Origin of the sequence: Novosphingobium sp., assembly GCF_036733805.1 — a bacterium.
Taxonomy (GTDB): domain Bacteria; phylum Pseudomonadota; class Alphaproteobacteria; order Sphingomonadales; family Sphingomonadaceae; genus Novosphingobium.
In genome coordinates, this window is record NZ_DAIMZT010000001.1 from 35,558 (window position 1) to 56,025 (window position 20,468).

Annotated in this window: 17 protein-coding genes; 6 read left to right on the forward strand and 11 right to left on the reverse strand. The window is 60.7% G+C overall.

Annotated features, from left to right (window positions below):
* Nucleotides 1-40: 40 nt before the first annotated feature.
* Together V7D69_RS00155 and V7D69_RS00160 are read left to right on the forward strand one after the other, a co-directional pair.
* Entirely contained in the window at nt 41-1,687 is a 1,647-nt protein-coding gene (locus V7D69_RS00155; protein WP_333604763.1) for an amidohydrolase, read from the forward strand.
* Nucleotides 1,684-2,694 carry a CobW family GTP-binding protein gene (locus V7D69_RS00160; protein ID WP_333604764.1) on the forward strand — a complete coding sequence of 337 codons (1,011 nt, stop codon included), beginning with the start codon at nt 1,684-1,686 and terminating at the stop codon, nt 2,692-2,694. Before V7D69_RS00155 ends, V7D69_RS00160 begins: the two co-directional genes overlap by 4 nt.
* Nucleotides 2,695-2,743: 49 nt before the next feature.
* Here V7D69_RS00160 and V7D69_RS00165 read toward each other — a convergent pair whose 3' ends face one another.
* The 4 genes from V7D69_RS00165 to V7D69_RS00180 form a co-directional block, all read right to left on the reverse strand.
* Entirely contained in the window at nt 2,744-3,289 is a 546-nt protein-coding gene (locus tag V7D69_RS00165) for a MarR family winged helix-turn-helix transcriptional regulator (RefSeq protein WP_324064271.1), read from the reverse strand.
* A 119-nt stretch (nt 3,290-3,408) separates the two neighbouring features.
* The gene (locus V7D69_RS00170; protein WP_324064272.1) at nt 3,409-3,792 is read right to left on the reverse strand and encodes a MarR family transcriptional regulator; all 384 of its coding nucleotides are present in this window, start codon (nt 3,790-3,792) and stop codon (nt 3,409-3,411) included.
* Nucleotides 3,793-3,963: 171 nt separating this feature from the next.
* Nucleotides 3,964-4,713, reverse strand: coding sequence for an HpcH/HpaI aldolase family protein (locus V7D69_RS00175; RefSeq protein WP_333604765.1), 750 nt, complete (start codon nt 4,711-4,713; stop codon nt 3,964-3,966).
* A 47-nt stretch (nt 4,714-4,760) separates the two neighbouring features.
* Entirely contained in the window at nt 4,761-6,167 is a 1,407-nt protein-coding gene (locus tag V7D69_RS00180) for an aldehyde dehydrogenase family protein (protein WP_333604766.1), read from the reverse strand.
* Between the two features lie 329 nt (nt 6,168-6,496).
* On the opposite strand from V7D69_RS00180, the gene V7D69_RS00185 reads away from it, so the two are divergent.
* Nucleotides 6,497-8,410: a copper amine oxidase gene (locus V7D69_RS00185; protein ID WP_333604767.1), complete on the forward strand. Its 1,914-nt coding sequence runs from the start codon at nt 6,497-6,499 to the stop codon at nt 8,408-8,410.
* Between the two features lie 315 nt (nt 8,411-8,725).
* Nucleotides 8,726-9,718: an NAD(P)H-dependent flavin oxidoreductase gene (locus V7D69_RS00190; RefSeq protein WP_324064276.1), complete on the forward strand. Its 993-nt coding sequence runs from the start codon at nt 8,726-8,728 to the stop codon at nt 9,716-9,718.
* A gap of 40 nt (nt 9,719-9,758) precedes the next feature.
* On the opposite strand, the gene bcsS is transcribed toward V7D69_RS00190, so the two are convergent.
* From bcsS to V7D69_RS00225, 7 genes are all read right to left on the reverse strand, one after another.
* Nucleotides 9,759-10,457: a cellulose biosynthesis protein BcsS gene (bcsS, locus tag V7D69_RS00195; RefSeq protein ID WP_324064277.1), complete on the reverse strand. Its 699-nt coding sequence runs from the start codon at nt 10,455-10,457 to the stop codon at nt 9,759-9,761.
* Complete coding sequence (locus tag V7D69_RS00200; RefSeq protein WP_324064278.1) at nt 10,454-12,694, reverse strand: glycosyltransferase; 2,241 nt, start codon at nt 12,692-12,694, stop codon at nt 10,454-10,456. The genes bcsS and V7D69_RS00200 overlap by 4 nt, the downstream gene beginning before the upstream one ends.
* 241 nt (nt 12,695-12,935) lie before the next feature.
* Nucleotides 12,936-14,234 (reverse strand): fumarylacetoacetase, encoded by a 1,299-nt coding sequence (gene fahA / locus V7D69_RS00205; protein ID WP_324064279.1) that lies wholly within the window; start codon nt 14,232-14,234, stop codon nt 12,936-12,938.
* Nucleotides 14,231-15,520, reverse strand: a complete 1,290-nt coding sequence (gene hmgA / locus V7D69_RS00210; protein ID WP_333604768.1) for a homogentisate 1,2-dioxygenase — start codon at nt 15,518-15,520, stop codon at nt 14,231-14,233. The genes fahA and hmgA overlap by 4 nt, the downstream gene beginning before the upstream one ends.
* Nucleotides 15,517-15,714 carry a DUF2783 domain-containing protein gene (locus tag V7D69_RS00215; RefSeq protein ID WP_324064281.1) on the reverse strand — a complete coding sequence of 66 codons (198 nt, stop codon included), beginning with the start codon at nt 15,712-15,714 and terminating at the stop codon, nt 15,517-15,519. The genes hmgA and V7D69_RS00215 overlap by 4 nt, the downstream gene beginning before the upstream one ends.
* The gene (locus tag V7D69_RS00220) at nt 15,711-17,315 is read right to left on the reverse strand and encodes an FAD-dependent monooxygenase (RefSeq protein ID WP_333604769.1); all 1,605 of its coding nucleotides are present in this window, start codon (nt 17,313-17,315) and stop codon (nt 15,711-15,713) included. The genes V7D69_RS00215 and V7D69_RS00220 overlap by 4 nt, the downstream gene beginning before the upstream one ends.
* Nucleotides 17,316-17,319: 4 nt before the next feature.
* The gene (locus V7D69_RS00225; protein WP_324064283.1) at nt 17,320-18,279 is read right to left on the reverse strand and encodes an MBL fold metallo-hydrolase; all 960 of its coding nucleotides are present in this window, start codon (nt 18,277-18,279) and stop codon (nt 17,320-17,322) included.
* Between the two features lie 153 nt (nt 18,280-18,432).
* Between V7D69_RS00225 and V7D69_RS00230 the strand changes: the two genes are divergently transcribed.
* Complete coding sequence (locus V7D69_RS00230) at nt 18,433-19,191, forward strand: helix-turn-helix transcriptional regulator (RefSeq protein WP_324064284.1); 759 nt, start codon at nt 18,433-18,435, stop codon at nt 19,189-19,191.
* An 86-nt stretch (nt 19,192-19,277) separates the two neighbouring features.
* The gene (locus tag V7D69_RS00235) at nt 19,278-20,453 is read left to right on the forward strand and encodes an alpha-hydroxy acid oxidase (RefSeq protein ID WP_324064285.1); all 1,176 of its coding nucleotides are present in this window, start codon (nt 19,278-19,280) and stop codon (nt 20,451-20,453) included.
* Nucleotides 20,454-20,468: the final 15 nt, after the last annotated feature.

Here is a 20,468-nt window from a genome sequence, read left to right on the forward strand (position 1 = left end):
TCCTCCTTGCATGGCTGGGGTTCGACCGATGGAGAGATCGATGCGCCCCTATCTATTGGTTAACGGAATAATCCAAACGTGCGACGTTGCAGGCAATCGGGTCGATGCCTTTGGCGTGGCTGACGGGCGCATCGTCGCGGCCGGCAGCGTCGAAAGCGCTCGGAAGGCATTGGGCGCAGATCATGACGTGATCGATTTGGATGGTCGGGCCGTGATGCCCGGCCTGATCGACGCGCATAATCATCACGCGCTTGGCGGGCGTGCCGATCTGTTCGAAACTCACGTCCCGCCGACTGCAACTTACGATGAGGTGCTGGGCTACGTTCGGCAAGCCGCGGAAAACACGCCGCCAGGCAAATGGATTCTGGGGGGAGCGTTCGACATCGGCATGGCCGGTCGGCTGAACAGCGAGGCTGCGCTGGCGGATCTCGATGTTGCGTCCGCCGGGCGGCCGGTCGTCCTGCGCGATTTGTCCTATCATAACCGCTGGAGCAACTCAGCGGCGATGTCCGCCGCGGGCATCACTGATAACACGCCGGATCCGACAAACGGAACCATCGGCCGCGATCCCGCCAACGGCCGGCCCACCGGCTTCATGCTGGAAGCGGCCTGCGCGATGGTGGATGCCGCGATGGAGCATGCCACCTTTGACGATGCCGCCAACGAGCGTGTTGCACGCCACGCTGTCGCGATCCTGAACCAGTACGGCATCACCGCCATTCAGGACGCCATGACATCATTCGGCATGGCGCAAACCGCCGCCTCTTTGGATCGTGCCGGCGAACTCAACGCCTGGATTGTCGCCAGTCTGCTGGCACACGAATCGCCCGCGTATATTCCGGGGCCGATCGGTCAGGAGCTTTTCGCGCTCAAGGACCAGTTCCGCACGGGGCATGTCCGCCCGAATTTCGCCAAGATCTTTCTTGACGGCGTTCCGATGACCGGCACCGCCGCCATGCTGGAGCCCTATCGCGCCAGCGCCGGCTTCGGCTGCTGCTATCGTGGCGGGGCCACGATGACATTGCCGCAATTGTCGCGGTTGCTGGCGGATATCGAAAAGGCCGGTCTGGCAGCCAAGATGCACTGCGCGGGCGATGGCGCGACGCGGCTGGCGCTGGACGCGATCGAGGTGCTGCGCGATTTCAACGGACCGTCCCTACTTCGCCATCAGATCGCTCATGCCAGCCTCATCGACGGATTTGACACTGAGCGCATGGCGCGACTGAACGTCACTGCCGAATTATCGCCGATGATGTGGTTTCCGAACGTCTTTGAAGAAAGCATCCGCCAAGTTCTGGAGGATGCGGTTCTGGAGAAGTCTTTCCCGGTCGCCGATTTCCTGAAGGCGGGAGTGGTGATCGCTGGCGGATCGGATTGGCCGGTTGCGCCTTCACCCGATCCGTGGGTCGGAATTGAAGGTCTTGTAACCCGTCGCGACCCGTCCGGCACGTTCCCAGGGGCGAACCGTCCCGATCAAGCCATTACCCCGCTGGACGCCATGCGCGCCTTCACTCTGTACGCGGCACGAGCGATCGGCTTGGAAGAAGAGATTGGCTCGCTTGAAGTGGGCAAGTCGGCCGATTTCGTGATCCTGGACCACGATGTCGCGACTTGTCCTGTGGACGACATTGCCGACACCAGGGTGCTATCCACCTGGTTCGCAGGCAGGAAGGTTTACGAACGGTGACACAAACGAGGGTCCCGGTCGTTCTGCTGACCGGCTTCCTCGGCAGTGGGAAGACCAGCTTGCTGAACCGATTGCTTCGCGATCCGGCGCTGTGCGACAGCGTCGTGATCGTGAACGAGTTTGGGGAGATTCCTCTCGATCATCTTCTCATCACGCAGGTGGATGAGAATATCCGACTGTTGGATACGGGTTGCGTCTGTTGCACCGTGCGGGGCGATCTCATTGATACGCTGGTCGATCTGTACGAACGCAGGGTGCGGGGCGACCTGGCTTATTCCCGCATTTTCATCGAAACGTCTGGCCTTGTCGATCCGGCTCCGATCTTCCACTCCTTCGCGGCGGATCCTTTGCTGATTGACGATTGGCGCTTATCGGCTGTGGTTACGACAGCCGATCTGGTCAATGGCGAGGCGACGCTTGCCGTGCATGAGCAGGCCCGCCGCCAGATTGCACTGGCCGACCTGATCGTGCTGACGAAAAGCGATATGGCAACTGCCGAGCAAACTGACGGCATGATTGCCGCGATCGGCAGACTGAATCCCCATGCCGTGCAAATGGCAGTGAACGACGATGAACTTGCCGCCTTGTTGGTTTCCGACCGTCTTTCCGAAGCGGTCGGCCGGACTGAGGCGATGCGGGCAGAAATCTGGAACTCGGTGGAACATAATCATGGGCATGAGCATAGCCAATCGATCAGTTCACGGTCGTTCTATCTCGATGATCCCGTCACGCAGGCGTCAGTCCTGCAATGGATCGAATTGCTGGCGGCGCTTCGCGGGGAAAAACTCTTACGTCTGAAGGGATTGATACGAACCGTAGAAGAACCGGAACGGCCGATGCTGATCCAGGCGGTTCAGCATGTCTTGCATCCGGTCGAGAGACTTGAGCACTGGCCCGATGACGAGCACCGGTCGCGGATCGTCATCATCGGCGAGGATCTGGATTTCGATACCATCGAGCGCACATTTCGCAGTCACGTCGGTTCCAACCTGGCCATCGGTTCATAAGCTAAGCGGGGCTCTGATGAGATCGTCAGGCTCGACCGGCGTTCGCGCTTCAAAGCCTATCCGCGATCCGTTCCCAGCAGCGCGCCAGTTCGAGAAGACGTTGGACGGTATCGCGCTTGTCGCGCGGTTCGAGGTCCGCCCAGGCGCGCTGTAAAAGCTCCACATTGCGTACGGTGACATCGTTCACCAGTTGAAGCCCTCTGGGGGTCAGCTGAACGAGGCGGCTGCGGCCATCCTGAGGATCGTCGATCATCTCGACAAGCCCCTCCTTGCCTAGCAGGTTGATGGTGTAAGTGACGGCGCCTGAAGTCACCGCGAGAAGTTGGTAAAGGTCGGTGGGGCGACGGACGTAAGGCGGACCGATCCGGCGGAGCGCGAGAATTAACTTCAGCGCGCCCGTGCTTATCCCGTATTCCTTGCAGAGTCGGGCCAGAATTTTGTCATTCAGAATGGAAATGCGGGTGACGATTGCTCCTAAGGACAGGGTTATAGGATCGACCGAGGGCATCTGATCCTGCCACTGCGCCACCACCTCGTCCGTAAGACCCCGCTGGAGAAGACCTTTCCGGTTCTTCTGGTGTCCCTTGATCGTCATGGCGGGGATGCTCGCACAGCTGTCGTGAGGATGATGGAGCGTAAGCATATAGGGCTTTCGCTCACAAAGGCGGCTGGACTTGAACTTTCCGCAGCCTGGGCCGGGGCCGGCCGGCCACGTTATTCGACGGGCATGAATTGCCCGATTGTTTTGGTGAAATCGACAAGCTCGCTTTGCAGGGCGGCCAACCGGTCGCTCCCGAATGCGTCAGTATAATCGGCCAGGACACGCATGGTATACCGAGCGGTTATTCGCATCAGCCTGCGGCCCGCCGCACTGATCGCGATCAGGGAACGACGCGAATCCTTCGGGTCGATGGATCTTTTGATAAGACCGCGATCCTCCAGTTCTTTCAGAATGCGGGTCACGCTGGGCGCATGAAGCAGGGCCGCGGTGGCAATGCCCCGGGCGTCCAAGGTGTCCGTTTCCGCCAGCACTCGAAGAACGCGCCATTGCTGTTCGGTCACGTTGGCTTCGCGCAATATCGGACGAATGGGGGCCATCACGGCCTCCCGTGCGGCCAGCAGCGTGCCGGCGAGCGACGCACGATAAGGAGAAAGTTTCGGTGTCGGTGCGGACATAACGTGGCGATGGCAGAAATTTCCGAGAGGGGCAAATGGTTCGGCCCCACTCTGTTCTACCGAGTTTCCCTTCGATCGCGGTACGGACTCATATCAGGCTACGGCCTTGAGAAGCGCGGCCGCGCCTCGGCTCATGATACCGATGTCGGTGCCAAGCGAGATGAAGCGATAGCCCTGCGTGATCCGAAGCCGCGCGTCGTCAGCCGAAAGGGCGAAGATACCCGCGGGCTTCCCAGTCCGGTCGATGGCGCTCTTGGCCTCATCGATCGCGTGCTGGACGTCCGGGTGCGTGGCGTGGCCAAGATGACCGAGCGACGCGGCAAGATCGCCGGGGCCGATAAACAGGGCATCGATACCGTCAACCGCTGCGATCGCGTCTATCTGTTCCAGCGCGGCCTTGCTCTCGATCTGAGCGATCACGGTGACCTTGAGGTGCGCGTCCTTTAGATAGCTGGCGTTGGCCCCGAAGCCCGACGCCCGGCTCGTAGCGCTGGCGACCCCGCGCGTTCCATAGGGTGGAAATCGCGTTGCGGCCACGACGGCCCGAGCCTGTTCGGCGCTGTCCACCATCGGCACCAGCAAAGTGCGATAACCCAGGTCCAGATACTGCTTGATGGCGATGGGTTCGCCCATCGGGACCCGCGCTATCGGTTCGACCGGGAAGGGGGCGACGGCCTGCAACTGCGCGAGCAGGGTGGGGAGCGTGTTGGGCGCATGCTCCCCGTCGATCAGGAGCCAGTCATACCCCGCCCGTGCGCAGATTTCCGCAGTATAAGGATTGGCCAGGGCTTGCCACAACCCAAGCAGCGGCCGCTGGCCGGCCAGGGCATCACGAAAAAGCATTATGAAAACCTCGTTGTGGTTATGGCCCTGGTTCGCCCAATACGCGCCTAATCGTGGACGACGTGAAGCGAGACGAATTCGTCCAGCCCCAGAGGGCCAAACTGAACGCCGAAGCCCGACGCCTTGATTCCTCCGAAGGGGGTGTCGGGCCTTATCGGCCCATGCTTATTGACCCAAGCCGTGCCGCATTCCAGCCGCGTCGCCAGACTGCGCGCCTTGGCGATGTCCTTGGACCATATCGATCCGCCAAGCCCCACCTCGGTTGCATTGGCCCGCCGGATCGCGTCATTGACATCACTGTATCGAATGATCGGCAGAGCCGGGCCGAATTGTTCCTCGTCCACGATCGGGGTGCCGTCCGTTACATCGGCGATCAAAGTCACCGGATAGAAATAGCCGTCCTCTTCGCTCGGCTCCCCGCCGCACAGGATGCGCGCGCCGTCGGCGCGGGCGCGTTCAACCAGCCGGCTGACCTTTTCGTATTGCAGGCGATTCTGAATGGGGCCGAGCTGGCTGCTTTCGTCACGCCCGTCCCCGACCTTTACGGTTCGGGCATAAGCCAGCAACGCATTGCAAACGCCATCGTAGATATCGTCATGGACATAAAGGCGCTTGAGCGCCACGCAAGTCTGGCCGTTGTTGATGAAGGCGCTCCAGAACAGGGCTTCGGCGATTTCATCCGGGTCGCAGTCCGGCAGGACGATGCCGGCGTCATTGCCCCCCAGTTCCAGAGTCAGCCGCTTGAGCGTGGAGGCGGCGCTCGCCATGATCCGCCGACCTGTCGCGCTGGAGCCCGTGAAGCTGACTTTCGCAACATCGGGATGAGCCGTCAACATAGGACCCACCGCTTCATCGCCGACCACCGCATTCAGTACACCGGCGGGCAGCGCATCTTGCAGCAGTTCCACCAGGCGAAGCGTGGACAGCGGGGTGAAAGGCGATGGTTTCAGGACGACCGTGTTGCCCGCGCGAATGGCGGGCATGACCTGCCAGATCGCGATAAGCAGGGGCCAATTCCATGGGACAATTGCGGCCACTACGCCCAATGGCATACGGTGCACCGCGACATGCGCCTCATCGTCAGACTGGATAATATCCACCGGCAGCGATAGATTTGCGGCGTTGCGCGTCCATGTAGCGGCCATGCTCAGTTCGAAGCGTGATCCAAGACCGTTAAGCGGCTTGCCCTGCTCCTGGGTGAGAAGCGTCGCCAACTCCTCCGCGTGCTGCTCAATGATGTCGGCGCATTGCAGCATGAGCCGCTGGCGCTCCTCATCCGGTAATGCCGCCCACGCCGGAAATGCTGCACGGGCTGAACTGATCGCCGCTTCGGCTTGCGCCGCGCTTACCCCATCCACTGTTGCCAGAACGGCGCCGTCAGCCGGATTGATAACCTCGACCGGATGGTCGCCCCGATGAACCGCGCCGCCATAAACCCCGCCAAAAATACGCATCGCAACACACTCCCAGGTTGAAGAGGGACGTAGATTAACGTGATAAGATATTCAAGCTTGTTCCCTTCCAGCTCGACCTCGTCCCTCTTATCTTTTTCGCACGAAAGCCCGCCCTGGCTCCCAGCGCTTGTCAGACCGATATAATTAACATATTCACTAAAATCGATGAAGGTCGGCTGACGTCGCTCGTCGCGGCCTTTAGAAAATAAAACGGAGGCTCAATGTCGGAAAATATCGGTCGAAGCGTCACGTTTACAATGGCGGTTGGCTTGGCCCTTTGCAACGGATTAGATGCTCGGGCGGAAACAGTCGCCGATCATGAAATCGCCGTGGCGGCCGCGCCCGCGAATCCAGGCCATCCTTTGGATGCGCTCGCCGCTGATGAAATCAACCAGGTGGTTTTCCTGCTCAAGCAGGCAAAGCGGATGCGGGCCGATGCGAAGGTGGCATCGATCTCGCTCCTGGAACCAGACAAGAAAGAGGTCTTGGCCTGGACGAGCGGCACGCCCTTTTCACGCCGAGCGAGCGTTGTGGTCCTGCAGGATGGCAAGACCTACAAGGGAGTTGTCGATCTGCGATCGCGCAAGGTAGCATCGTGGGAGGCGGTGGCGGACGGCCACGCCGGCTTTTTGCTGGAGGAAGTCCTGGGCTCGGCCGAGATCGTCCGTCATGACGCGACGTGGCAAGCCGCCATGCGCAAGCGCGGCGTGACCGACTTCGCGCATATCATGTGCAATCCGCTTTCGGTTGGCTACGTCGCGGACGAAAACGAACGCCGTCGCCGCCTGATGAATGTTCCCTGTTTCGATACGCATGGTGAGGGGAACAATGCTTTTGGCCGGCCGATCGAGGGCCTGATGGCGGTCGTTGACCTCAATGAACGCAAGGTTTTGCGGCTCGTCGATCTGGGGCCGGTTCCGATCCCGCCCGAAATGCCGAAATACGATTATCCTTCGCAGAACCCTCCGCGATCGCCGCTGAAACCGGTCGAAATGACTACACCAAATGGGCCGAACTTTACGATCGATGGTGGCCGGGTCCGCTGGCAGAATTGGTCCTTCCACCTCCGTTTGGACCGCCGCAGCGGACCGGTGCTGTCGCTTGTGAATTGGAATGACCATGGCAACGAACGTTCAGTAGCCTACCAGATGGCGGCATCCGAGATGTTCGTCCCTTACATGGATCCCACTCCGACCTGGTCGTTCAAGTCCTATCTCGATGCGGGGGAATATGGTTTGGGATTGCTGGCCCTGCCGCTTTCGCCGGGAAGGGATTGTCCGTCAAACGCCGTTTATCTGAGCGGAACGCTGCCTGACGACAACGGCAAGCCAACGCAGATGGATCGAGCGATCTGCGTTTTCGAGCGTAACGCCGGGGACCCGGCATGGCGCCATGCGGAAACGGGATCGTTGGGCGTGGAAAGCCGACCGGAAGTAGATCTTGTGGTCCGCTCCATTCCGGTCATTGGCAACTACGATTACATTCTCGATTATGTCTTCACGCAAAAGGGCGAAGTGGTCGTGCGGGTCGGCGCGACCGGCATGGATGCGGTCAAGGGCGTAAACTCGCACAAGCTGACCGACCCCACTGCCGCGGAAGATACGAAATACGGGACGCTGATCGGCCCCGGCGTTGTGGGCATCAATCACGACCATTATGTCAATTTCCGCCTCGATCTGGACGTCGATGGACCGGATAATACGTTCATGATCGATCACGTCGTTCCGCGAACCGCCCCGCCGGAATCGGTCCGCCGGACCTATTGGCAGGTCGAAAGCATGTCTCAGTCCACTGAAGGGCCGGTTGAGACGCATGGTCATGACGGCCAGCTTCGCCTGGTCAATCCGAACAAGACCAATGCTTATGGCTATAATCCGGGCTATGTGTTGATGGAAGGGCACAATGCGTCATCGCTCCTGTCGGAGGATGATCCCATCCAGGGCCGAGCGTTGTTTGCCAAGAGCCCTGTCTGGATAAGCCGGTATATGCCCAATGAAAGGTTCGGTGCGGGCGAATTTGCGAACGAGAGCGCGCCCGGCGAAGGTTTGCCGCGTTATACCGCCGACAAGGGGCCGGCGACCGACACGGATCTGGTTCTTTGGTACACCGTCGGGTTCCGTCACATCACGCGCGCGGAGGATTGGCCGGTGATGCCCACGCTGTGGCACGAGTTCCGGCTGCGTCCGTTCAATTTCTTCGATCGGAATCCCGCTCTCGACCTGTCGCCGGACTTCGCGAAGTAAGAAGAGAAGCTCGCCGTGATTTTGGCTGGTCCGGCCTCGCCCCGGTTCAATGGGAACCGGGGCGGGTCAGGGCAGGAGATTGGTACAGAGTGAGGATGGCGGGCGCTTCGTGCCCGCCATCGCCATGAAGTGCGCGGGTCGCACAGGTACTGCGCCAAGCAGATAGCCCTCTCGCTCGTTTCTGGACAAATCGGCATATCGTGATTCGTTCAGGCCGGAGGATATCGGATCTACCGCTGGCCGACAGCAGCCAGGAGGAGAGATCATGTCCTCGAACGAGCCCTTGGAAACGCGAAAGCGGGCGGATCAACGCTGATGGGCCTGTCTACGCGCTTTACCGAACTTGTCGAAATCGAGCACCCGATCGTCCAGGGAGGAATGATGTGGGTGGGGCGAGCCGAACTGGCAGCCGCAGTTTCGAATGCCGGAGGACTAGGCATCCTGACGGCGCTGACGCAACCGAATCCGGATGCTTTGCGAGAGGAAATCGAGCGCTGCCGCGCTTTGACCGACAAACCGTTCGGTGTGAATCTCACGATCCTGCCGTCAGTGTCGCCGCCGCCTTATGCTGAATATCGACAGGCGATTATCGAGAGCGGCGTGCGGATTGTGGAAACCGCCGGTTATCGGCCCCAGGAACACGTCGATCATTTCAAGAGCCACGGAATCATCGTCGTTCACAAATGCACCGCCGTTCGCCATGCGCTTTCGGCCGAGCGTATGGGGGTGGATGCCGTCTCCATCGATGGCTTCGAATGTGCTGGACATCCAGGGGAAGATGACGTTCCCGGCCTGATACTGATCCCGGCGGCAGCGGAGAAGCTGCGCATCCCCATGTTGGCTTCTGGGGGATTTGGCGACGGTCGCGGTCTGGCTGCCGCGCTGGCGCTTGGGGCCGACGGGATAAATATGGGAACGCGGTTCTGCGCCACGATCGAGGCGCCGATACACGAACGGGTAAAGCAGTTGCTTCTCGAAAATGACGAGCGTTCGACAAATCTCATTTTCCGGAAATTCAGGAACACCGCCCGCGTCGTGAAGAACAGCGTTTCCGATCAGGTGCGCGAAGTGGGTGAGCAACCCGATGCGACATTTGAAGATGTTCGAGCATTGGTGGCCGGAGCAAAGGGACGATTGGCGCTGGAAACCGGCGACATCGATGCTGGACTTATCTGGGCCGGTCAGGTTCAGGCGCTAATCCGCGATATCCCCAGTTGCCAATCGTTGATCTCCCGCATTGTCGCGGATGCCGAAGAAATAATAACCGATCGGCTTTCCGGGATGCTGCGTATTTCACAAAATATGTGATGATGGAAAGGAGGGCCTTTGCACAGAGAATGTATCGCCTCTAGAAGACCGAACTTATTCCAACCGAGCCGTATGGCTTGGCGTTGCGTCCCTCCTGAAAAGTAAGGCCGCCGCCCAATTGGATTTCAGCCCTTCCGGTAAGAGGAAGGGCGGCATGCAACCCTCCGTTCGCCTTCCTGAAGGAGGGATCGCCCAGAACGCCGCCTTCCACGCCCAAGCGATAGCGGCCATCCCCGAATTTGTGCGCCAGGCGAATTTGCGTCTGGTACGCTTCGTCGTTCACGGCGTAGGAAGCCTGCCAGCTCGCCCGCCACTGCCGGCCGTCCAACGCGCCATCCGTCTGGAAAGCGGCATCCACGCGCGTTCCCAGTCGCTTGTTGCCGGGATCGACTGGCTTCAGCCTGGTGTCAGTCACTCGCGGACCGGCGGAAAAGCTGGCCCAACCCCAATGACCGGACGTTTGGTATACCAGTGCGACCTCCCCACCGGTGTAGTCGCCTTCGATTTTCTGTCCGCCGGTCACGTACTCATAATTACCCGCCACGGCGCTTGCGCGCAGGGCGAGACCCGAGCCTAACCGCGCCCCAGGGAGCGCGACAATCGCGCCGCCATAGGCAGACTGCCCTTGATCGATGCTTCCGCCCACGAACCAGACTCCCGTCAGGTCATCAGCATTGGCGTTTTGGGATGCAAGGCACGTTCCCGCCGCCAAAGCCGCGAGAATGGTCTTGGTTATCATGCTGGAATTGCCTTTCGAGTCCAGGTGGGCTGTCTGTGAGAATTGATCGAAGAGGCGCCGCCCTCGGCATTCAGGATGCCCATGTGAACGGTCCCCCCTCCGACTTGATAAGCGCGATATCCCGCAACTTGCAGGTCGTCCTGAGTCTCTGTCGCGGTCATGAGTTTGAGGTGCCCGGTGGCCGGAAACGGCGCCGTCGCCACGATGCGGTATAGGTCATTCTCCTGACGGACGGCGCAGACGATCTCCGCTCGATCCTCGTTTTCCAAATGCGCGAGCTTCCATGAACGGGATTTCCGATCGGTCTTGCGGACCAGACGAGACAGACGGTTCTGCCAGCCCGATGCCGTGGTTTCCGCCCAGCCGTTGATGTCCCATTGCAGGGTATTGCCATAGAGGCAGGCGTTGAGTGGATCGGCCGCGGAGGCCGTGGCCCAGCGTAGGCGGACTGCGACCCTACGCAGACCCGTGAGCGCATCTATCCTTTCGCCAACTACCGTGCCCGACACCCGCAGTGGGCCCGATGGCAGCTGGATCTCTCCGTCGATCTCGGGACCGATCGGCAGGCCGGGATCAACCCAGAAGCCGAAGCCGTTCGACGATATGTCCTCGGCGACGACATTCACATCTGCGGCTCCGTCCTTGCCTTGCAAGCGAGCAATGAGTGGAATGATAAAGCGGTGATCGGTCCGCCGTTGTTTCGATCTATCCGTCGCGAAGCTGATCGCCTTGATTGCAAGCAGGGCGCTGAAGGACGCCCACATGATATTAAGCAAGAAACCCGCGAACGGGAGATGATGCCGCGTTTCGAAAAGGGCGGTGCCGATGGGGATCGACGCGATCGCGGCTGCGGCGACCAGGACCTGCGGCCAGAGGCGGATGGGAAATGCGCTTCTAGAGGCGAGATTCTTCGGCGTGACCGAGAAGCCCCACTTGATTGGCAGAACCAATGCCAGCGTCGCTTTCATGAATGTGAAGAACCGCAGGAAATTGTATTCTTCCATCCAGATGGTCTTCGAATATCCTCGGCTGAATATCTCGTTGACCAGCACACCGGAAGCCAGCCAGGCGGTGAATAGCGATAGAAATGACCATCCCGACCAGATGATCGGCATCCATCCGGTAAGAAGGACGACGATCGGCATCAGGTAGACCACCCCTTTCTGCCACCCCTCGAAATACGTGATGGCAGAGGTCAGGTAGGCGAGGCGCTGCGCCAGACTGAGTCCGCGTGTGAAAAGGATGCCTTCCTTGGCCCAAACCTGCATGGCCCCGCGGCCCCAGCGCAGGCGCTGCGTTTCATATTGTTCAAGGTCAGTCGGAGAGAGGCCGAAGGCCAGCGCTTCCACATGATAAACCGCTGACCAGCCATGCTTGTGCAGGCGCAGCGAAGTATGCATGTCTTCAGTGATAGTGCCGGTCGCAATCCCGCCGATGTCGGCCAGTGCTTCGCGGCGCAGCACCGCGCAGCTCCCACAAAAGAAGGTGGAGTTCCAGTAGTCCTTCCCCGCTTCGATCACCCGGTAGAACAGCGTTTGTTCGTGCCAGACTTCCTGCCTTGCGCTGGAGACGCGGTGTTGGAACGAGTCGACGTTGTAAAAGTCCTGCGGGGTCTGCACGAACGCGACCGAGGGATCGAGGAAATAGCCGAGCGTAAGGGCGAGAAACTCGGGCGAGGGCGCATGATCGCAATCGAACAAGGCGATGAACTCGGCATCGGTGTGAGCCAGGGCATTGTTGATGTTGCCAGCCTTGGCGTGCGACCGATCTTCTCTCGTCAGGTATTTGACACCAAGTTCGCTAGCCAGCGCCACCATCTCGGCGCGATTGCCATCGTCCAGCAGCCAGATGTGACGCGCGTGCTTGACTTGCTTCGCAGCCAGCAATGTGTGCCGGAGTATGTCGACGGATTCGTTCCATGTGGTGATGAAGATATCCGCTTCGAAACGGTGAGCCTGCGGCGCTTTTCGCTCCACCAGGCACCAGGTGGAGAGAGCGTGAAGGACCAGCGTGAATGTGCCGAACAGCTCCGCTCCTAGCAGGAGCGATGCCAGCACCGGATGTTCGGGATTCCATAAAGGAAAACGCACCATGAAATAGGCGATTGTCAGGACCGCGAACAGCGCAAGAGCAAGCTTGCCTCGAAGAGGGACGGGGTGCACGCGCACAGTTCCAGCTCCATGGAACCGATGCCCGTCCTCAGGCGCCGAGAGAACGTCAATTGCATTGTGACGCATGGGTGAAGCCAGGTTATCCTAACGGTAACAACAGGTTTCACATATCGCAGAAAGGTTAATTATATTTTCTGACGCTTAAGCGAAGGATGCCCAGGGTCATCGGATCGACAAGGGGTATCCGGGCTGGAGACGAGCTTGAACGCATGTCGCGAGGACAGCGATCAGTCGATCAAGATTATGGCGTGCGAGCGCGGAAATTCGGCTCGATCACCGGCCACCAGGCGGCATTGTGGCGTGGCGTTTATCCGCGAATACGGGCCCGACATTCGCCGAAGCCGATCCGGCGACGACCTTCGGCCTCGGCATGGGCGGTCATAACGATCTCGTCGCCATCCAGCAGGAAGGTGCGGGTTTCGCCGTTAGGCAGCTGGATCGGTGTCTTGCCGCCCTGCGAAAGCTCCAGCAGGCTGCCGAAGCTTTCACGCTCAGGACCTGACAGCGTGCCGGTGCCGAGCAGGTCGCCCGGTTGAAGATTGCAACCGTTGCAGGTGTGATGAGTGATAAGCTGCGCTGCCGTCCAATACATCGCTGTCATCGGGCCACGGCTGAGCCGGAAGGGGGGAGCGCTGGCCTCCCGCATCGCGGCAGTGCTCAGGTGCACTTCCATGATGACGGCATAAGCGCCCTGGGCCTGATCCAATGCGTCAGCCAGATAGGGCAAGGGCGCTGGATCGCCCTCCGGCCTGGACGGTTGCGCCGTGCGGAACGGGGTCAGGGCGGCGGATGTGACCAGCCAAGGCGAAACGGTCGAATGGAAATTCTTGGCTAGGAACGGCCCGAGCGGTTGATATTCCCATGCTTGAAGATCGCGGGCGGACCAGTCGTTCAGGATGGAGAGGCCGGCGATATGCCGTCCTGCCTCTGTGATCGGCACCGGCGCGCCCAGCGCATTGCCCCGCCCAGTCCAGATCGCCATTTCCAGCTCGTAATCCAGCCGCTGCGAAGGTCCGAAGACCGGCGCATCGGCGTCCGGCGCTTTGCGCTGGCCGTGCGGGCGTATGACATCATCGCCGCTCGGGCGTATGGAAGAGGCGCGTCCGTGGTAGCCGATGGGTACGTATTTGTAATTCGGCAGTAGCGGATTGTCGGGCCGAAACTGGCGGCCCACATTCTCGGCGTGGTGAATGCCGGTATAGAAGTCGGTGTAATCGCCGATGGCGAAAGGCAAATGCAGCGTACAGCCAGCCATCGGATGCAGCAGTGGGGCTACATCGCCCTCATGCTTCGGGTCGGTCAACAAGTCGAAGACGGCAAGGCGCAAGGCGTCGGCCAGATCATTGCCGGAAGTGAAGAGGGCATTGAGGGCCGGTGCATCGGCAAGACGCGCGGCCTCGGCGGCCGGACCTTGAAGAAGGCCGGGGAGCCCGACAAGATCCAGTACCTTATCGCCGATGGCTATGCCGCCGCGTGCGCGGTTTTCGCCGGGCGGAGTAAATATGCCCAGCGGCAGGTTCTGGATCGGGAACGGCGTATCGCCCTCCGTTCCTTCCACCCAACTGGTGGCGTGCGGGTCGTGAGTCTTGTCAAGCATCGTGGTCATCGCGGAAGCTGAGCCTTTGGAAAGCCTTCCCAGCAGGCGTCGTAATCGTCCTGCAGGCCGGGAAGCGCCATAGCAGCGGCGGTGGGGCGGATCACCCAGCGGCTTTCGAACATGAACGCCAGCGTTCCGTCAATCTTGAACGGGGCAAGTTCTGCGTTCATCGCCTTGCGGGTGGTTTCAGCGTCAGGGCCGTGGCCATTCATTTGATTATGCAGGCTTGCGCCGCCCGGTTCGAAACCACCGCCTTCCTTGGCATCATAGATGCCGTGGACCAAGCCCATGAACTCGCTCATGACATTGCGATGGAACCATGGGGGCCGGAAAGTGTCCTCACCGACCATCCAGCGCGGCGGAAAGATCACGAAGTCGCAATTCGCGGTGCCGTGGATTTCGCTGGGACTCGTCAGGACCGTAAAGATCGACGGGTCGGGATGGTCGAAACTGACCGTGCCGATCGTGTTGAAACGAGAGAGGTCATAGCGGCAGGGCGCCGTATTGCCGTGCCAAGCAACCACGTCGAAAGGTGAATGGTCCAGCACGGTGCGCCACATTCGGCCCTGGAACTTCTGGATGAACTCGTGTTCGTCCTCACTGTCTTCGTACCAGGCGACCGGCGTTTCGAAGTCACGCGGGTTGGCCAGGCCGTTGGCACCGATCGGGCCCAGGTCAGGCAATTGAAAGGGTGCGCCGTAATTCTCGCAGACATAGCCGCGCGAAGGGCCGTCAAGCATGACCGCGAACCGCAGCCCGCGGGGGATCAATGCGATGTACCCCGGCGGCACCTCCATCCGGCCCATTTCCGTGGTAATGTGCAGCGTGCCCATTTGGGGGACGATCAGCAATTCGCCGTCACTGGACTGGAACACGCGCCGCTCCATTGAGCGATTGGCGGCGTAGAGATGAATGCCGATGCCTGCCCCACAGCCGACATCGCCATTGCCGGCATAAGTTACGAGCCCTTCGACCCAATCCACCGGTCCTTCCGGCAGCGTGAGGGGATTCCAGCGCAGGCGATTGGGGCTGACCGGCTCGTGCGTGAACGGACCGCTGGCGAGGCGGGGCGCCAGGTCTACCGGTACGAACGGGCGGTGTTCCGCCATCGGCCGCATCCGATAGAGCCAGGAACGGCGATTCTGGACCCGCGGCATGGTGAACGCGGAAGTGGAGAACTGTTCGGCATAGAGGCCATAAGCCGGCCGTTGCGGACTGTTGCGGCCCACCGGCAGCGCGCCGGGAACGGCCTCCGTCGCGAAATTGTTGAGAAATCCTGTCAGGTATCCGTTCATGACGCCTTCTCCTTCCCAGCAAGGGTGATGGCTTCAAAGATGGTATCCTGATCGCCAATATGATTGGCCAACAGGAGGATGAGCCGGGCGTTGATCCGTTCGGAGTCCTCGTCGCTGCGCCCTTCGTGCAGAGCGATGATCCGTTCATAGACGGCATCGGGATCGACAAGATTGGGCTTTGTTATCAAAGTCACAGCATGGCTCCCTTCGCGCGCGCCAGGGCGGCTTCGATCTTCGTCTTCGTCGGGTTCTTCCAGCGTGCCGCGACATATTGATCCGGCCGGATAAGATAGGCCCCGGCCTCCTCCATCGCATAGCGCGCGCGGACGGTGGCGTAATCGGCGGGAACAACCAAAGTGACGGTTCCCGGAACCGGTTCAAGTGGAGCCGCTGTCAACAGCATGAAACCCCCGCCAAGCTTTTCCAGCAGCCAGTCTTCGCCGAACGGTGCATCCAGCGCGACATTGCCTGGAGGAACGCCGCGCCCTTGCCAGTCGTCCTCGTCCGGCGTGCCCAGCGGGCTGGCGGGATAAGAAATGGCCACTGACAGCCGGCCCGAATTGACGAGTTGACGGGCAAAGGGAAACTCGCTCGCCAGTTCCAACACCGCATCCCGGAAGATAGCGCTCATCCTGGTCTTAGGCGTCAGGAAGTCGGCGGAGCGCGAGGATGCCTGAATATTGGCGTCGGCGGTGACAACCGCCTCATGATCGTAGGTGTCAAGCAGTCTCGCCTGCGCTTCGCCGCGCAGCACGAGATCCAGCTTCCAGCCCAGATTGTCGATGTCGGCAAAGCCGCCGTTGCAGCCACGCGCCCCGAAGGGCGAGACGAGATGAGCACTGTCGCCCGCGAAGATCACGCGGCCGTGCAGGAAATGCTCCATCCGGCGGCATTGGAAAGTGTAGACTGAATACCATTCCTCTTCGAACCGGGCATCGTCGCCCAGCATGGCGCGCACATACTGCTCGACATTTTCCGATTGCACGGCTGCCTGGCGGTCGATGCCCCAGCCAAGCTGGAAGTCCAGCCGCCAAATGCCCTCGGGCTGCTTATGCATCAACGCTGACTGGCCGGGATTGAACGGCGGATCGAACCAGAACCAGCGCTCGGACTCCTGCTCGCGATCCATGCGAACATCGGCGATCAGGAAATTGTCCTCAAAGACACGGCCCTGGAAATCGAGGCCCATCTCCGTGCGGATGAACGATCGTGATCCATCGCAAGCGATCAGCCAGTCGGCAGCAATCCGGTATTCGACCTCACCGGCGCGAACCATTACCGTCGTGCCGTCATCCCCAGCGTCAAGGGCGATGACTTCATGTCCGGGGCGAAAATCGACCTCCGGAAATTCCGCCAGCCGGGCCAGCAGCAAGTCCTCCATGTGGTATTGCTGCAGGTTGATGAAGCCTGGCATCTTCTGGTCTTTGACGGGCAGAATGTCGAACTGGTAGACCGGCTCGCGACTGTCCTTCCAGAACACCTTGCCCTGATCCCAGGTCACGCCCTTTTCCACGCTGGCCTCGCCGACGCCCAGCCGATCGAGAATGTCGAGTGATCGCTTGGAAAAGCAAATCGCCTTGGACCCGGCCGGCACGAAGGCGAACTTTCCCAGAAGTACGATCTTGTGGCCGCGTTGAGCCAGGTCGATCGCCATGGCCAGCCCGACCGGGCCGGCGCCAACGATCACGACCGGCACGGACTGTATCGCGCCCGCCGCCGGCGCGGCGGCCGGGTTCAGCTGGCGCCAGACAGGGATGCCGCCGACGCGGCTCTCGGGTTCGGGTGCGGTGGCCACGGCATCAGTCCTGCAACTGAGCCCAGACTTCGCGATCGCGCTCTTCGGTCCAGATGCGCGGCCAGTCGATCCCGTCGAACTCGTCCCACAGACGCTGCACATCGAAGGGCAGGCAATGCTCGAAGATCGGCCACATGCCGAACTTGGGCGCCAGCCGCGCATGAGTGGCTTCGAAGGCTTCCTTCAGGGTGCCGCCGCGCTTGTGAACGGTTCCAACCTCAGCGATCATGCCCTGCAAGAAGGCGCGGGTCTGCTCGATCGCGGCATCGGTCGCCGCGACGCCCCGCGCGACCGCCCCGCGGCCGCCGACCAGATTTTCGGAGCGGAACGCCTTGATCTTGTCCAGAGTGCCAGTCGACCAATCGAAGTGGAAGGCGTCGCCGGTGTAAAGCGCGGCTTCGGCCTCCACCAGATCGCCCGCGAACAGAGTCTTCGATCGGTCGTGCCAGGCGATGATGTCCCCTGCGGTGTGGCCGCGGCCGCAGAAAAACAAGTCTACGCTGCCGCGATCGCCGCCGAGCGGGATGCTGAATTGCCCCTCAAAGGTTTGCGTGGGCCAGGTCAGGCCCGGAATTTCCTCAGGCTGCTTGAACAGGCGCGGCATACGGCCATATTCGCTCAGCCAGTCTTCCTGGCCGCGTTCCTCTATGAGCTTGCGGGTCGTTTCGCTGGTGATGATGTTCTCGGCCTCGAACGCGCTCGCGCCGAGGACGCGCACGGCGTGGTAGTGAGTAAGGACGAGGTATTTCACCGGCTTGTCCGTGTGTTCACGCAGCTTCGCGAGCCAGTCACGCGCCGCCGCCGGCGTGGCGCGCGCTTCGATGCAGACCAAGAAGTCTTCACCCTCGATAGCGCCGACATTGGGGTCACCTTCGGCGGTGAGGGCATAAACACCTTCGGCCAGGACTTCGAGCGTTTCCTGCTTGGGGGCCGTATCGGCCGAGGACGCGAAGGGCTTTGCCATAGACTTCTTCTCCAGGATCAAAAGGTTTCTTGCGTTCTTGTTACCATTGCGCGATTGCCGATTTGTCATCCGAAAAGAGGACAAAACAAACAGAGGGCCGGACGATAAATCGTTCGAAAAAAGCGTTGCCTCGATGAGCTGAAGGGACGGGTCATGGTTCTCCCCGCGTCATCCGCCGATCTTGCCTTGAGAACGGTCGATCCCATGGGTTGCGCCGCCCTGATCGATTCGTGCGGGACTGATGCTTTTGCGGAGCTTCTTTTGCGGCTCGCCTCCGAAATAGCGGCCGTGGAAGAGATTTTCGCCTGGGAGCGGCAATCGGGCTTGGCGCCTCAAGTATTGGCAGCGGCGTCGTGGCTCGATGACCAGCGCCAACGGGTAGAGGGGTACGCGGGCCGCTTCTTTCGCTCCGATCCTCTTATCGAGCAGGCTGGACCTTCCGGTTTCTTCCGCCACGTCATTGGCGCGCGAGAAATCAGTTTCGATGAATATCGCCGCATCTGCTTTGAACGCCCCTTGTTCGATCACAAGATCAGCTTCGTCCTGCGTCAGCCCGACCGTTCGCTGGTGCTCAATTATTATCTGAGAGAAGGATCGTCCGATCCGGACCACGTGATCGCCGCTCTAACATATCTGGCCAATATCGCGATTGCCGGCCTGCTGCGCCAGCAACGGGCGGCAGACCCAGCGTTGGCGATCACGCGCCTTGAAGGACGATTGCGAGAGCGTTTCCCCGATCTGTCCGTCATGGAATGCACCGTGCTTGCACGCCTGGCGCTGGCAATGCCACCGCGGGATATAGCGCGCGCGCTCGGCATCAAGGCGACCTCTGTGAAAACCTATAGAGCCAGGGCATTGACCAAGTTGGGGCAGGGCGACATTACCTCTGCCATTGCGCAGGTCATCGGGTAGGCGGGGACAGATCGAGTTGATCGAATGATGGCGACGACAGTTCGCGCATCTTCATATAGGGCGGGTCACGTCGGTCAGGGGATAGAATGCACGAAGAGCAAATCGGAAGGACCCGCACTACTTCGGCGCGTGAGCGTCGAATAGCGGCGCGCTGTCTCAGCCATGAGGATTTCCGCCGCGCGGCCCGTCGCGCCCTGCCGCGCATGGCGTTCGATTTCATTGACGGCGGCGCCGGTGAAGAACGGGGGCTGGGCCGCAATGTCGAAGGATTTGCAAAGCTTTGCCTCGTCCCCCGGGCCTTTCGCAATGTTTCCATTCGCGATCAGTCCACGGAACTTTTCGGGAAGACGTGGGCCAGCCCCTTCGCGATCGCGCCGATGGGGCTTGTCAACATCTTGCATCCCAAGGGGGATTTGATCCTGGCTCGTTGCGCGCGGGACGCTGGCATTCCTTATTGCCTCTCGACGGCGGCCAGCACTACAATAGAGGATATCGCGCGCGCGGTGGATGGAGCCGAACTCTGGTTCCAACTTTACGTGCTGGAAGAAACGAGCGCCAATTGGCTGATGCAGCGCGCGGAGAATGCTGGCGTCTCCACGCTCGTCCTGACTATTGACGTGGTGGTCAATGGAGAGCGGCGGCGCGATGAGCGCAATCATTTTTCTCTGCCGCTGCGCATAACGCCGCGCATGGCGTTCGATGTAGTTACCCATCCGCGCTGGAGCCTCAAGCAGGCGTTTTATGGCCCCCCACGCGTGGCGCATTACGACAATCGGTCGCTGAGCATGGAAGCGCAGTTGCGGCTCATGCGCCGGGAAATGGAAGCGGGGTTCGACTGGGACGCGCTGAGACGGCTGCGCGATCGCTGGAAGGGTTCCCTGATCGTCAAAGGGTTGCTGCGCGAGGACGACGTGCGCCGCTGCTTCGAAGCGGGTGTGGATGCGGTGGTCCTGTCCAATCATGGGGCGCGACAGCTTGACGAGGCGCCTGCCCCGATCGATCAGCTCCGGTGGTTCGGGCCAACGCCCGGTGGCCCCTTACTGCTGGACAGTGGGGTTCGTGAAGGTGGCGATGTGCTCAAGGCATTGGCGCTGGGCGCGCGAGGCGTGCTGATCGGCCGGCCGCTTCTTTATGCTCTTGCCGCCGCCGGGGAGGCGGGAGTGCGCGCGATGCTGGAACTGCTGCGTTCGCAGCTTGACCGCTCGCTGGCGCTCACGGGATGCTCCACGATTGGGGAGGCAGGGCTGGACCTGGTGCAATGACGATCGCAGGATCGT